General features: G+C 68.1%; 13 protein-coding genes. 4 read left to right on the top strand and 9 right to left on the bottom strand.

The features are described from left to right. Positions 1-69 precede the first annotated feature (69 nt). The gene (locus CP981_RS33785) at positions 70-1,263 is read left to right on the top strand and encodes a M20 metallopeptidase family protein (RefSeq protein WP_244329914.1); all 1,194 of its coding nucleotides are present in this window, start codon (positions 70-72) and stop codon (positions 1,261-1,263) included. Positions 1,264-1,341: 78 nt separating this feature from the next. On the opposite strand, the gene CP981_RS33780 is transcribed toward CP981_RS33785, so the two are convergent. Further along, positions 1,342-2,007: a TetR/AcrR family transcriptional regulator gene (locus tag CP981_RS33780; RefSeq protein WP_244329913.1), complete on the bottom strand. Its 666-nt coding sequence runs from the start codon at positions 2,005-2,007 to the stop codon at positions 1,342-1,344. 332 nt (positions 2,008-2,339) lie between these two features. On the opposite strand from CP981_RS33780, the gene CP981_RS33775 reads away from it, so the two are divergent. After that, positions 2,340-2,978: an SRPBCC family protein gene (locus tag CP981_RS33775; RefSeq protein WP_085922385.1), complete on the top strand. Its 639-nt coding sequence runs from the start codon at positions 2,340-2,342 to the stop codon at positions 2,976-2,978. Between the two features lie 96 nt (positions 2,979-3,074). Here the strand turns inward: CP981_RS33775 and CP981_RS33770 are convergent, their stop codons facing one another. After that, positions 3,075-4,343, bottom strand: coding sequence for an MFS transporter (locus CP981_RS33770; RefSeq protein WP_208853018.1), 1,269 nt, complete (start codon positions 4,341-4,343; stop codon positions 3,075-3,077). Positions 4,344-4,436: 93 nt separating this feature from the next. Here CP981_RS33770 and CP981_RS33765 point away from each other — a divergent pair, with 93 nt between their 5' ends. After that, the gene (locus CP981_RS33765) at positions 4,437-4,889 is read left to right on the top strand and encodes a winged helix-turn-helix transcriptional regulator (protein WP_085922386.1); all 453 of its coding nucleotides are present in this window, start codon (positions 4,437-4,439) and stop codon (positions 4,887-4,889) included. Here the strand turns inward: CP981_RS33765 and CP981_RS33760 are convergent. From CP981_RS33760 to CP981_RS33735, 5 genes are all read right to left on the bottom strand, one after another. Further along, the gene (locus CP981_RS33760; RefSeq protein WP_143658805.1) at positions 4,773-5,438 is read right to left on the bottom strand and encodes a 2'-5' RNA ligase family protein; all 666 of its coding nucleotides are present in this window, start codon (positions 5,436-5,438) and stop codon (positions 4,773-4,775) included. The genes CP981_RS33765 and CP981_RS33760 overlap by 117 nt on opposite strands. A gap of 865 nt (positions 5,439-6,303) precedes the next feature. After that, positions 6,304-8,493 carry a catalase/peroxidase HPI gene (katG, locus tag CP981_RS33750; RefSeq protein ID WP_085922387.1) on the bottom strand — a complete coding sequence of 730 codons (2,190 nt, stop codon included), beginning with the start codon at positions 8,491-8,493 and terminating at the stop codon, positions 6,304-6,306. Positions 8,494-9,392: 899 nt separating this feature from the next. After that, positions 9,393-9,803, bottom strand: coding sequence for a hypothetical protein (locus CP981_RS33745; RefSeq protein WP_143658806.1), 411 nt, complete (start codon positions 9,801-9,803; stop codon positions 9,393-9,395). A 231-nt stretch (positions 9,804-10,034) separates the two neighbouring features. Continuing rightward, positions 10,035-10,385, bottom strand: a complete 351-nt coding sequence (locus CP981_RS39000; RefSeq protein WP_244329912.1) for a hypothetical protein — start codon at positions 10,383-10,385, stop codon at positions 10,035-10,037. 74 nt (positions 10,386-10,459) lie between these two features. Continuing rightward, a complete protein-coding gene (locus CP981_RS33735; protein WP_085922390.1) occupies positions 10,460-10,756 on the bottom strand; it encodes a WXG100 family type VII secretion target in 297 nt (98 codons plus the stop codon). Between the two features lie 632 nt (positions 10,757-11,388). On the opposite strand from CP981_RS33735, the gene CP981_RS33730 reads away from it, so the two are divergent. Further along, positions 11,389-12,204 carry an SDR family NAD(P)-dependent oxidoreductase gene (locus CP981_RS33730; protein WP_085922391.1) on the top strand — a complete coding sequence of 272 codons (816 nt, stop codon included), beginning with the start codon at positions 11,389-11,391 and terminating at the stop codon, positions 12,202-12,204. Positions 12,205-12,501: 297 nt separating this feature from the next. Here the strand turns inward: CP981_RS33730 and CP981_RS33725 are convergent, their stop codons facing one another. Then, positions 12,502-12,753: a hypothetical protein gene (locus CP981_RS33725; protein ID WP_085922392.1), complete on the bottom strand. Its 252-nt coding sequence runs from the start codon at positions 12,751-12,753 to the stop codon at positions 12,502-12,504. Further along, complete coding sequence (locus CP981_RS33720; protein ID WP_244329911.1) at positions 12,750-13,430, bottom strand: ParA family protein; 681 nt, start codon at positions 13,428-13,430, stop codon at positions 12,750-12,752. Before CP981_RS33720 ends, CP981_RS33725 begins: the two co-directional genes overlap by 4 nt. Between the last annotated feature and the right edge of the window lie 141 nt (positions 13,431-13,571).

The following is a 13,571-nucleotide window of genomic DNA, read 5'->3' as shown; positions in this document are numbered from 1 at the left end:
GCGGGAGCCGGTGCGGGAGTCGTGTGGGGAACTGCGGGGAGGGCCGTCGCCGGCGGGTGGGAGCGGCCGGTGGAGCAACGGGCGGTGGACGCCGAGGTGGTCCGCCTGAACCGGGGGCTGATCGAACTGCGGCGGGACCTCCACCGGCATCCGGAGGGGCCGGGGCAGGAGCAGCGCACCGCCGGTGTGGTGGCCCGGGAGCTGCGGGCGGCCGGGCTGGCCGTCACCACGGGGGTGGGCGGCCATGGTGTCGTCGGCATCCTGCGTGGCTCACGTCCGGGCCGGACCGTCGCGTATCGGGCGGACATGGATGCCGTACCGCCCAAGGACATCGTGGGGGGCGGTCCGGCACCGGCCCATCTCTGCGGGCATGACGTCCACACCACGGTTGCCGTCGGCGTCGCACAGGTCCTGGCACGGCTGCGCGGGCAACTGGCGGGAACGGTGGTATTCCTCTTCCAGCCTGCCGAGGAGAACCTGTCGGGGGCCCGTGCGCTGCTCGACACGGGCGTGCTGGAGCGCACCCGCGTGGCGGAGATTCACGCGCTGCACTGCGGGCCGTTCCCCGTCGGCCGGTTCGCGGTGACCCCGGGCTTCGGGATGCCGGGTCAGGACAAGGCGGAGGTGACTGCCTCCGGGCCGGACGCGCCCGATGTTGCGCGGCGACTGGCCGCCGAGATCGGCGCGCTCGCAACGGTGCAACTGCCGCAGACTCCCGCGGACCTTGAGCGGATCGTCGCCGACGCCCAGACTCCGCACGGGCCGCTGGCCGAGTTCGTGGCAGTCCGGGCCCGGGCGCAGGAGGCCAAGGTGAGTGTGTCCTACCGCTGTTGGCCTCCGGAGCGGTACCTGGAGGTACGGCAGGACGTCCGGCGCCTGGCCACGTCACACCCGGGGGCCGGGCTGAGCTTCCCCGCCGAGCCGTTCCCGGCCATGGTCTGCCCGGAACGCGACGCCCGCGTGCTCGCGCACCACCTGCGGCGCACACTCGGCCGGGACGCGGTGACCGAGCTCCATGCCGCCTTCCCTCCCTTCAGCGGCGAGGACTTCGCCCTCTACTTGGACCGCGTCCCCGGCACGTTCACCTTCCTCGGCGTCCGCGCCCCCGGCGCCCCCGTCACCACCAGCTACCCGCACTACCCCGACTTCGCCCCGGACGAGCGCGCCATCAGCGTCGGCGTACGGGCGATGGCGGGCTGGATCGCGGAGCGGGCTCACGGGGTGCATGGCCGGCACGGTGGGGCAGGCGGGTCCGGCCGGTAGGTGTGCCCGGCGGTCACAAGCCAAGCCGGAGGCGTGGGACAAAGCGGCTGAGCTTCGAGCAGGCCTTGCACCGCGACGTCAGGCCCGATGTGCCAACAGGCCGTCCAGTTCGGCTGCGAAGAACAGGGCGGGGTCGAAGCCCATGTTGGTGAAGTGGCCGGCGAGTTCCAGGGACAGAACGCCGTGCAGCCGGGCCCAGAAAGCCAGGGCCCGGTGGAGGGCCGCGGGCGGGGCGGGGTGGCCGTCGGCCCACTCCCGGTGCTCTTCGAGGTGGGCGCTGAACGGAGCCGCGGGGGCGTCCGGAGCGAGCGCCGTGCACGCGTCGAGCAGAGTCCGCATGATCTCGGAGGCGATGCCGGTGATGTCCTCGGGCGCGTGGTAACCGGGGACGGGGGTGCCGTAGATGAGGAAATACCGCTGGGCGTCCTCCAGGGCCCAGCCGCGCAGCGCGTGTGCGAGTCCGGCCAGGTCGGTGCCGGTGGTGGAGGCCGCGCGGAGGGTCTCGGCGAGGCTCCGGTACGCCTCGCGGATGAGTTCGGTGATCAGCTCGTCGCGGCCGGCGAAGTAGCGGTAGAGCGCGGGTCCGCTCATGCCCATCTGCTTGGCAATGGCGTTGAGGGAGAGCGCCGATGCGCCCGCCGTGGCGATCTGTTCCCAGGCGCGCTCCATGATCTCTGCACGCACCTGGGCGCGATAGCGCTCCCTCGGGGTCCTCGTGTCCGTCTCCGCGTCCGCCTTCACCACGATCTGGCCCCTTCTCCACCCAAATGGCTACACCTTCCAGATTGCGTTAAAGGCTATCACGCACCTGTTGCCCCCTCACATCGCATTGGGTTATAACTTATAACGAACCCAAGAGGATCTAGCCAGTGCGGGGTGCGCAGTACGGCTACCCAACGCGCACGCCACCGACCACGGGCCGAATCGGCAAGGCACTGCTGCCACGAGCAACGTCCGCAACCGGTACGCGCCCGCCCAGCGCGCACAAACAGCCACTGACGACCGACGCCCACCGACTGCACACACGCTTCGCCACGGACAACGCCGCCCACCAACCAACTGACAAGGGAGATCTCGTGCCCGGCATCCCCAACACCCGTATCCGCACTGCCCTGTTCGCTGTCCCGCTCGTCGCCGTCGCAGCCCTCGGCACCGCTGCCGCACCAGCCGGAGCCACCACCTCTCCTACCGCCAGGCCCCTCACCTGCCGCGGGGAAGGCGTCGACCCCCACGCCCTCGTCCGCTACCGGACCGAGACCGTGATCCACGCGCCACTGCGCTCCATTTGGAAACTTCAGACCGCCGTGGAGCGCTGGCCGTACTGGCAGGACGCCGTCACGACCATGAAACGCCTCGACCACGGCCCGTTCCGCGCGGGTTCGGCGTTCCGCTGGACGACCCCCGTACCCCCGAACCCCACAACTCCCGCCACCAGCCTTGAGATCACCTCGACCGTCGAGCAGCTCAGGCACCACTCCTGCATCCGCTGGACCGGCCCCGCGCTCGGCGAAGGTCTGCGCATCGACGGCGTTCACGTGTGGAACTTCACCAGGGTCAAGGGCGGCGTCCGCGTGAGCACCGAAGAGACCCACACCGGCGCCGAGGTCGAAGCCGACGTTCCCACCGCGACCAAGCTCCTCCGCCAGGGCCTCGAAGCCTGGCTGCGCGACCTCAAAACCGCCGCCGAATCCCCCACCCACAGCCAGCCGCACTGATCACGAACCAGGACCGGATCCGCGCCGCCGGCCTCCTCGGCGTCATGTGCGAGGAGGACGGCGGCGCGGCAACTACACACGGTTCAACGAGAACGCTCAACCTTCACTGCGAGAAGGCCTCTTGGTGGTGGCGGGGTCCGCGATGCTGTGTCGTGTGAAAGCCCACAGCGCGAGTCCGAGGCAGCTGAACGCGGCGCCCAGTGCGCATACGGCGCCCCAGCCGGCCACCGCGTAGAGGGAGGTCGCGGCGATGGCGCCGGTGGCGCTGCCGATCGAGTAGAAGACCATGTACCCGCCGATCAGCCGGCTGCCCGCGTCCGGGTGCAGCGCGTAGATCAGGGTCTGGTTGGTGACATGGACCGCCTGCACGGCGAGGTCGAGGAGGATCACCCCGACGCACAGGGCCCAGAGCGAGCTGCGGGTGAAAACCAGGGGCAGCCATGAGGCGGCGAGCAGCGCCAGGGCGATGCCGGTGGTCCGCCCGGAGAGTCCGCGGTCGTTGAGGCGGCCCGCTAGGGTCGCGGCCAGGGCGCCGACGACACCGATCAGTCCCAGCGCCCCGATCGCACTGTGCGGCAGGAAGTACGGGGCCTCGCTGAGCGGCAGCGCGACGCTGCTCCACAGGGTGCTGAAGGCGGCGAAGATCAGCAGACCGAACAGGGCACGGAGCCGCAGCAGTCGTTCCCGTCCGAACAGGGTGATCGTGGAGCGCAGGAGCTGTCCGTAGCGCAGGGTTGTCGGCGGAGCGTCGCTGTGGTGCGGCAGCACTCGGTACAGGATCAGGGCGAGCAGCGCGGTGAGCGACGCCGAGGCGAGATAGACGGAGCGCCAGCCTGCGAGATCGGCCATGAGGCCGGATGCGGTGCGGGCGAGCAGGATGCCGATGACGACGCCGCTGGTGACCAGACCGACGACCCGTCCGCGCCCGGCGGGCGGGGCCAGTGATGCCGCGAAGGCCACCAGCGTCTGCGTGACGACCGCGAGAAGCCCCGTCACGGCCATGCCCACGAGCAGGATGGCCGCCGTATGGGCGGCGGCCACCACGACCAGCGCCACCACCAGGAGCAGCAGCTGGGCCACGATGAGCCGTCTGCGGTCGGCCACGTCGCCCAGCGGCACGAGGAAGAAGAGCCCCAGCCCGTATCCGACATGCGTGAGGGTGACCACGCTGCCGACGAGTGCCGGGCTCATGGCGAGGTCCTGTCCCATCGTCACCAGGAGCGGCTGGGAGAAGTAGACGTTGGCCACCGCGGCCCCGCAGGCGACGGCGAACAGTAGGACGACGCCTCGGGACAGGACGCCCCTGGGACCCTCCCCGCTTCGGGCCTCGGTCCGTCGCGTCACGGCCTCACCGTTGCCGGGCATCAGCGCTCCCCCTATCTGGTTTCATCTTGCTACCAATGGCGACAGTAAGTGTCTTGGTAGCATGTTGCAACCGTCAAGAAAGTGAGAGACGCCATGGTGACCAGGACGCGCTTCGACGACAGTGAATGTCCCGTCGCCCGGTCGGTGGACGCGATCGGCGACTGGTGGTCCCTGCTGATCGTGCGGGACGCCTTCGACGGAAGCCGGCGCTTCGGGGAGTTCCAGCGCAGCCTCGGCGTAGCGAAGAACATCCTCACCGCGCGGCTGCGCACCCTGGTCGCCGGTGGTGTCCTCGAATCCGTCCCCGCCTCGGACGGCAGCGCCTACCGCGAGTACGTACTGACTCCGAAGGGCAAGGCACTCTTCCCCGTCATCGTGGCACTGCGGCAATGGGGCGAAGAGAACTTCTTCGCCCCCGACGAGCCCCACTCACAGTTGGTCGACCGCCAACAGGGACATCGCCTCCGCGCACTGGAAGTACTGTCCGCGGACGGGCGACGGCTCGACCCCGACGACACCACCGTCCACAAGGTCTCCGGCCAGTGATCCCAGCGTTAACTCACAGAGCGCGAACGACGCTCGCTCTCGCCACTTGGCGCCGTCATGGACCATGAGGACAACTGACGAGACGCGGGACGTAAAAGGGAGTTGGCCGAGAAGTTCGGCCTCAACCTCATCCAGAACAGCATCGTCCTGGCCGTCAGCGATGGTCAGGTGCGGAACGATCCCGGTGAACTTGCCGCCATAGGGAGGAGCTTCGGGCCACCGGTCAGCGATCACCTCAGTGAGCCGTCGCAACTGCGCGTCCGGCTCAGGAGCGAGATACAGCACCCCCGGAAACCGCCCGCAGCGCTCAAAACGCAGGTCAAAGGCACCATGCTTGCCGAGTAAGCCAGCGAGAGCCAGGCAGACATGCGGGGCCATCCTGCTCTCGGACAGGAACGGAAAAAGCACCGTGACATGTGCTGGAACCCCTGCTCGGGCCGATGGATCGAACCGTTCACGCCATGCGCGGACGGCCGGCTCAGCCTCCGGGACCCTGACGATGAGCCCCGTCTGGCCTGCCTGAAACCTGCGCGTACTGTCGTCTGCCATGCGACGGCATGCTGCCATCTCCGCGGCAGCCGACGGCAGTCATGATGCTTCAGAATTGACATCCATACGAAGGCATTCCTGTCGGCCTGCGTGGGTACGGACCGGCACACGCGGGTCGATCGATCCCGTCAGTGGCCGTGGCCGTGACCACCGCCGTGGTCAGCGTGGCCGCGGCCGCCGCCCTGCCCGCCCCCGCCGTGACCTCGAACTCACCTCGCGGCAGCCCGAGCCGCTCGTCGGCAGGGTCACGGATGAGATAGAGACCGGCAAGGCCCGCGTAGACGTTGACGTGGTCATCCCCATGCCGTGATCGTGGTACCAGAGCATGGACGAACGCTCGTGGTTGGTGTAGGCGCAGATCGCTTCGTTGGGTTTGACCCGACCCTGTCCCGTGAGACGACGACGCATACCTGTGTGCTCCCAGAACACCCAGTGGAAGCATGGCCGCGCCCCCATGGCACCGGCCATGAGCAATTTCCTTCGCCCGAACATCGTCTCCAGCCGTCCATCGCCTCGCCTAACGTCCTAGGGATACAGGACGGGTTCGGAGCGTTGCCGCAGCACGCCGGTCCGGTCCAGGAGAGCCACTCATTGAGCCGATCTCAGCGCAAATTCGACAGTCATGGGAATCGGGAGCGGAATCAGAATAGAAATCTGAGTCATTACTGGGTCGACCCTCCACTGAACATTCTTCTCAGCGAATTGTCGGCAGAATTCCACGGCACCGCTCTCGTCCTCCTCGGTTGCGCCATGGTGGCCAAGTGGTTGCGGGTGGAGCCCTCCTGGACCGCTCGCAGCCACCCTGACCGGACCCGAGGTGTCCCGGTCGGCCGATGACTGTGACAGACCGACCGGGACATCGGGCTCAGGCGAGGTCGAACCGATCGAGGTTCATCACCTTGTCCCAGGCTGCGACGAAGTCACGCACGAACTTCTCGCCCGCGTCCTGGGACGCGTAGACCTCCGAGAGGGCTCGGAGCTGGGAGTGCGAACCGAAGATGAGGTCGACGGCGGTGGCGGTCCACTTGACCTCGCCCGTGACGCGATCCCGGCCTTCGAAGACGTTCTCAGCCGTTGCCGACGCCTTCCACTCCGTGCCCATGTCGAGCAGGGTGGCGAAGAAGTCATTGGTCAATGTCTCCGGCCGCTGCGTGAAGACACCATGGGAGCTTCCTGCGAAGCCGGTGTTCAGGGCGCGCATACCGCCCATCAGCACCGTCATCTCGGGAGCGGTCAGCGTCAACAGGCTGGCGCGGTCCAGCAGGAGCGTCTCCGGTGACAGCTTCTCTCCCGCCCGGAGGTAGTTGCGGAACCCGTCCGCCCTGGGTTCGAGCACGGCGAACGACTCCACGTCGGTCTGCTCCTGCGAGGCGTCCGTACGCCCAGGTGTGAACGGGACGGTGATGTCGTGCCCCGCGTTCTTCGCCGCCTGCTCGACGGCCGCACATCCGCCCAGGACGACCAGGTCGGCGAGGGACACTTTTTTTCCGCCGGTCTGTGAGCCGTTGAAGTCCTGCCGGATCTCGTCGAGGGTCTGCAACACCTCGGCCACTTCGGGCAGGTCGTTGACCTCCCAGTCCTTTTGCGGCGCGAGGCGAATCCGTGCCCCGTTGGCCCCGCCGCGCTTGTCGGTGCCGCGGAAGCTTGAGGCCGCCGCCCAAGCGGTGGTGACCAGCTGGGAGACGGACCGTCCCGAGGCGAGGATCCTGCGCTTGAGGGCAGCGATGTCGTCGTCGGCGACCAGCTCGTGATCGACCTCGGGGACGGGGTCCTGCCACAGCTGCGGCTCGGCGATCCACGGGCCGAGGTAGCGCGAGAGCGGTCCCATGTCACGGTGCAGCAGCTTGTACCAGGCCTTGGCGAACGCCACCGCGAGCTTGTCCGGGTTCTCGTGGAAGCTCTTCGCGATCGGTCCGTAGATCGGGTCCACCTTCAGCCCGAGGTCCGTCGTCAGCATCATGGGAGCGTGCCGCTTCGACGGGTCATGGGCATCCGGCACGGTGTTCTGGGCCGCGGCGTCCTTGGGAGTCCACTGCTTCGCCCCCGCGGGGCTCGTCGTCAGCTCCCAGTCGTACCGGAACAGGTTGTCCAGGTACTCGTTGTCCCACTTCGTCGGCTGGGAGGTCCATGCGCCCTCCAGCCCACTGGTGAGCGCGTCGGCGCCCTTGCCGCTGCCGTACGTGTTCCGCCAGCCGAGGCCCTGCTGCTCGAGGGGAGCCGCCTCGGGCTCCGGGCCGATGTACGAGGGATCGACCGCACCATGGCACTTGCCGAACGTGTGTCCGCCGACGATGAGCGCCACCGTCTCCTCGTCATTCATCGCCATCCGCCCGAATGTCTCGCGGATGTCCCTGGCGGCAGCCATCGGATCCGGGTTGCCGTTGGGCCCCTCCGGATTGACGTAGATCAGTCCCATCTGGACGGCACCGAAAGGACCGGTGAGTTCTCTGTCGCCGGTGTAGCGCTCATCTCCGAGCCAGGTGTCCTCCGGCCCCCAGAAGATTTCCTCGGGTTCCCAGATGTCCTCCCGCCCGAAGCCGAACCCGAACGTCTTGAACCCCATCGATTCCATGGCGCAGTTGCCGGCGAAGACCAGAAGGTCGGCCCAGGAGATTTTCCGTCCGTACTTCTGCTTGACCGGCCAGAGCAAACGGCGCGCTTTGTCGAGGCTCGCGTTGTCCGGCCAGCTGTTGAGGGGCGCAAAGCGCTGAGCACCGGCGCCGCCACCGCCCCGGCCGTCGGCGATGCGGTACGTTCCCGCGGCATGCCAGCTCATCCGGATGAAGAGCGGCCCATAGTGGCCGTAGTCGGCCGGCCACCAGTCCTGCGACGTCTTCATCACCTCGAATACGTCGCGCTTCAGCGCGTCGACGTCGAGGGTCGAGAACTCCTCTGCGTAGGTGAAGTCCTCGTCCATCGGATTGGACCGGGACGAATGCTGATGGAGAATCTGAAGGTCCAGCTGATTCGGCCACCAGTCCCGGTTCGTCCTGGGCCGGGTCGGCGTGGGGGCCGGGGAAGGGATTACTGGGTTCTCGCTTTCGCTGCCGGACACGTCCGTCCTTCTTCCTGTCTCGGGGTTTTCCTTCTGCTGGCTACTGGCTGCTTGCTCTTGACGTTGGTTTGTCTCGTGGTGTCGAACACTGCGACCGCGCTCGCAGCGCGCATGGCGCCCGTCGGCGGGAACCGCCTGACCAGACCCTCGGCAGTCAACGCGGGCTACCGGCCGGCGAGAACCCACCCTCATGCACGACGCCGATGACCGATCCTGTGTCGGCGTCCGTATGGTCGCGCACCGCAGGCCGCACCGTTACGAGAACACGCTGAGCACCCTGCGTAACAAGCACTCGAAGGCCGAAGATGATGTGGTCGCGCTCCGGCGGGTACCCGGCTCCGGACGACCGGCCGACCAAGGGCTCCGCGCCGTTGGACCGATCCGCTATGAGATTGAACGACAGATCCGCAGGTGGCTCGCCGATCTGGGCGTCAGCACCTTCAGGGCGAGACGATGATGGGGCAGCCACACAGTCAGATCGGCAACGCGTTCGAGGCGGAGGGGTGGCCCCAGATCAGTCGGTCTGGCGAGGCTTCGAGTCAAAGCTTGAACAGGCGCACGACCGTCCCCCGCGGGGCTCACCGCTACCGCCGGCAGGGCGTCACGGCGGCTCGGGGAACGCACCAGCTGCCCGGCGAGCTTTCAGTCGGCAGCTGGGGAACGGCACGGGGGGGGAGGAGGCGAACCGGGCCTGCCCGGCTCAACCGACCCACCGGGCGGTCGGACCTCCTGAGTGGATGCGGTTGCGCTCTTCCCGGAGGGAGCTGTTACAACGCCTTGGACGGCCGCAAGTGCCTTGCTGACAAGCCGTCTTGGAGCGCATCGGACCGAGGGCTGCCGGGGGCGCGTCGTCGCCTGAAGGAGGGAGCGCGGGGCCCTGGCGGGCGGAGTATGCGGTCCTAGCTGTCGTCGTCCCTGTCCGCTCGCCAGAGCCCTGCCACCGACTGGGCGTAGGCGATGCGGTGGTCGAGGTGTTTGCCGTAGACGCGGTAGTCGGGTGCGCCCATTCGTTGCGTGAGTGCGGTGTGATTCCACATTCCTCCGGTGGTTTTCCAGGCCGTACGGGTCGGAGGGTCGATGACGATGTCACCGTTGGTCAAGGAGAGGAGGAACTCGATAACGATGAAGGGAAGGTAGAGCACCGACTTGATGATCGACCTGATGGAGGCTCCGCGGGCCCGCAGAAGGGGCTCCTTCGGCCGTACGATCTCATGGATGCGGCGCCACTTCTGCTCGGCTGGTGGCAGCCGGAGTTCGGCCAGGATCTGGTGGTCGGGCGTCAGGACCATGAACCGCTCTCCCTCTGCCACGAGGATGACGATGGGCTCTGAGGTGTCCTTCGTGCGGTACAGGGTGTAGCGCGGTTCGGTGCCGGGAGGCAGTGCCCAGTTCGGGGGCGTGCCTGCGGCAGCGTAGGCGAGTGGCTCACCCCGAAAGGGCGTGACGACCCATTTGAGAGGGAAAGTGCATTCGCCGAGCTCACTGTTCGAGGGGGTCGTGGTGTGGAACGAAACCTTCGCGCAGCTGTTCATGGTCTTCTCCTAGCCGAACACCGAGCGGACATCGGTGGGTGTGCGGGACGCCTCCTCGGGCTGCGCGGCGAAACGGAAGGTGAGGGTTTCACCGATCTGCCGCAACCATCCGACGTAGCGGGGAAGCTCAGCGAAGCGACTGTCGCTCACGTACTTCGGCAGGTCTCCGACCTGTCCTGCAAAGGCGCGGGCAGCCTCGCCCTCCCACACTCCGGTACCCCTGCCGAGGCGGTGCAGAACGGAGTGAGCGGAGCTCAGGGAGCGCGTCGCGGTATCGAGTTTGCCGGTGAGGTCGTCGACACTCTCCAGGTGGCCGGGAGCGGGGTTGAAGCCGAGCGCGGGGAAGTTCTGATTACTCATGAGATACCTGCCGAAGTGATCGCGGGAGGGAAGTGTGCGCAGAAGAAAGGACGAGCAGAGCGTGCTCAACAGGGCTACTTGGAGCCCTTGTTGAAGGTGTCACGCAGGGCGTGTTCGACCGCCTCGTAGTTGCTCTTCGTCTGCTTCAGCTTCTCCTCGATGGCTTGGGTGCCGTCGGCGATCTTCTTGATGGCGTTGTCCCAGCTGTCGTGGAACTCGTCGCAGGCGTTGTCGAGTGTCTCCGCGCCGGTGCTCTTCGGCCCCACGTCCTTCAGGGCGGCGAGCGCCTTGCGCATGTTCTCCTGACTGTCGTGCAGGTCTTTCAGCAGACGACTGAGATCGTCGGCTTCGACCTTGAAGTACCCACCCATGTGTCCCCCCGGAACTCGCTTACGCTGCGCCACAATTCTAAAGCGGCGAGTGGGGGTACAGGCACAAGGACCGAGGCCCCCGACCCGCCCGGCGGGCGTCGTGGGAGATGCCGCAGCGCGGGGCGGACATCGAGGTTCACACGTGAACACACCGTGTTTGCCTTGAGGTCTGGATGAGCGTTGCCTCCGAACCTCCCAGGTAAGCGCCGTGCCACGCGCCCCCGGCCAGGGGACTACATGTGCCGCCCTCAGTGCCCGGTGGATCGGGTACCACGACAGTCGCTACCTCCGCCGTCACACCGTCTACCGACTAGGGTCTGTCGTTTGGATCAGGCCGGGCTCGCGGGGCCTGGTGCGTGCAGCTGCAAGGCGGAGGAGGGAGTCGACGCGGAGCGTCGGCGAGTGACGACAACGCCGCAGATGTGCGTACCAGGCCCCGCGAGCCCGGCCTGATCCGAACGACAGACCCTAGCGGCCGCTGTGCTCGCCGCTGCCCTTTGCCGAGGTCGTTCCTCGCCCGCACTCAGCTGTGGTGCCGACAGTAGCTGTGCCCGGTCGGCCCGGCGATGCCGGCGCTTCGTATGCTCGCGGTGCGGGGAACCGGAAGTTGACCACTTCGGAGGAGAACGAGCATGTCGGAACAGCGTGTTGTCCTGGTGACGGGCGGGGGAACGGGGATCGGGGCCGCCACCGCCCGGCTGCTGCGCACCGCCGGGCACCAGGTCGTGATCTCCGGGCGGCGGCCCGAGCCGCTGCGCCGGGTGGCCGAGGAGACCGGAGCGCTGGCCCACCCTTCCGACGCCGCCGACCCCGAGGCCGTGTGCGAGCTCGTCGAGGCGACGGTTGCGGCCTACGGGAGACTCGACGGTGTGGTGCTCAACGCCGGAATCGGGCGGGGCGGCGCGGTCGGCGACACCGAGGTCGAGGACTGGGAAGAGCTGATACGGACCAACCTCACGGGCCCGTTCCTGCTGCTGCGTGCCGCACTGCCGCATCTGCTGGCGGCCCGCGGCACGGTGGTCGCGGTCGCCTCGGTCGCCGCGCTCCGCAACAGCGTCGGCAATGCCGCCTATGCGACGTCCAAGGCGGGTCTGCTCCACCTCTGCCGCTCCCTCGCCGTCGACTACGGGCCGCAGGGGCTGCGGGCCAACGCGGTGTGCCCGGGCTGGGTGCGTACGGAGATGGCCGACCAGCGGATGGCGCGGTTCGCGGCGGAGGCGGGGCTGGCGGGCGGTGCCGAGGAGGCATACGAGGAGGCGAACCGGCTGACTCCCGCCAGGCGGCCGGGCGATCCGGAGGAGGTCGCCGAGGCGATCGACTGGCTGCTGTCGCCCGCCTCGTCCTACGTCAACGGGGCCGTCCTCACCGTCGACGGCGGGGTGACCCAGGTCGGCGTCGGCGGTGCCGCCTTCGACCACCGGATCGAGGCGCGCACCCCGCGCCCGTAGCGGGCTACCGAACAGGTCCGTTCCACAGGCCCCGTGGCCCCACCCGGACGTCGGGTGTTGCGACGTTCATTAGAACCCGAGAACCTGGCGGGGCCAGGGCCCCAGAAGGAGGCTGGACCTGGCCGGCGCCCCAGAGACAGCTGTGCTCGTCGCCGGGGGATTCGATACCGGCGGCGCGGACGAGGCGGTGGCCGGCCTCAGCCCGCTCCGGTCCGGTCCGCTCCGGTCCGGGCACGGTCCTCGGGATGGAGCAGGGCCCCGCCCTCCGGGCGGACGACGGGACTTTGCGGACACGCCCTAGCCTCCGGGCCGAGTCACCCTGCCGACGGTGTCGACCAGGGTACGCAGGACGGTCGTGCCGACGAGCACCACCGAGGAGACCGGCCGGACCACCCATCGCGTCAGATCGCTTTGAAGGTCGGGATCCACCTCGACGGTCACCCGGACGTACCTGCTCTGCAGCGTGGTGACCTTGGTGGATCGGGGTCCGGAGACGTCGTCCTGCTCGCGCCGCAATGCGGCGCGGTAGTTTTCCCTGCGCTGGCTCATGCCTCTTCCTGACGCTCGATCAGTTCCTCCGCGAAGTCCATGTACGCCGAACCCTTGGCCTGGACCGAGTTCCCGAAAGATTGGGCGTACAGGTCGAGTCGCGCGATCTGGGTGTCCAGCACCTCGAAACCCCGCTCGGTGAGTGCCTCGCGAGCGTCGGCATCGGGCCCGGTGCGCGTGGCATCGGGGCGGTTGGTGCGATTGAGCAGGACCGCCGTGCGGGCCGGCTCGGCACGCAGGGACTGCACGTCCGCCATCTCACCGCGGATGGGTGCCATCCGGTCCAGTTCGATCGGGGCGGGGGTCACGGGCACGATCCACTCACCGGCGTACCTCATGATGCTGCGGGTAATGCGGGGATGGTCCTCCAGCTGGGGCGCATCGAGCACGACGGCCTGCCGGTTGCCGAGGAAGTCGTTCACGCGACGGTGGACGTCCCCCACCGGCAGAGCGATCACCGGAAACGGAAAGCCACCGGCCAGCTCGCTCCAGCGCAGCGCGGAAGAGGCTGGGTCACCGTCGACCAGCAGCGGCGACAGTCCCAACTCATGAAGCGCATGGGCCAGCCACACAGCACTCGTCGTCTTTCCGACGCCGGGCTTGAGGTTCACAAACGCACAACTCAACGGCACAAGAACGGACAATAGCGGGCGCGATCGTCCACTGTCGGTCGGCACGAGGGCGTGGCGTCGTGGTTCACCCGCAAGCAGTGAGAAACAGCGGACAACCGTTGTGGTCGCGGTCGTCCGTGTGCACCACAGGTTGCCCTTTCTCGCCCCTCGCCAGATGACTCTCGGCCCGCGCCCGACCGCACCCAC

Source organism: Streptomyces platensis (assembly GCF_008704855.1).
GTDB lineage: Bacteria > Actinomycetota > Actinomycetes > Streptomycetales > Streptomycetaceae > Streptomyces > Streptomyces platensis.
Note: the sequence above shows the minus strand (reverse complement) of the source record. Positions and strands in the feature narration are given on the sequence as shown.

What these genes read in the sequence shown, in the direction of transcription:
- CP981_RS33725 (WP_085922392.1), bottom strand. Translation starts at nt 12,753, where the DNA reads ATGAGCCAGCGCAGGGAAAACTACCGCGCCGCATTGCGGCGCGAGCAG.
- CP981_RS39000 (WP_244329912.1), bottom strand. Translation starts at nt 10,385, where the DNA reads ATGAGTAATCAGAACTTCCCCGCGCTCGGCTTCAACCCCGCTCCCGGC.
- CP981_RS33760 (WP_143658805.1), bottom strand. Translation starts at nt 5,438, where the DNA reads ATGGCAGACGACAGTACGCGCAGGTTTCAGGCAGGCCAGACGGGGCTC.
- CP981_RS33765 (WP_085922386.1), top strand. Translation starts at nt 4,437, where the DNA reads ATGGTGACCAGGACGCGCTTCGACGACAGTGAATGTCCCGTCGCCCGG.
- CP981_RS33770 (WP_208853018.1), bottom strand. Translation starts at nt 4,343, where the DNA reads ATGCCCGGCAACGGTGAGGCCGTGACGCGACGGACCGAGGCCCGAAGC.
- CP981_RS33735 (WP_085922390.1), bottom strand. Translation starts at nt 10,756, where the DNA reads ATGGGTGGGTACTTCAAGGTCGAAGCCGACGATCTCAGTCGTCTGCTG.
- CP981_RS33730 (WP_085922391.1), top strand. Translation starts at nt 11,389, where the DNA reads ATGTCGGAACAGCGTGTTGTCCTGGTGACGGGCGGGGGAACGGGGATC.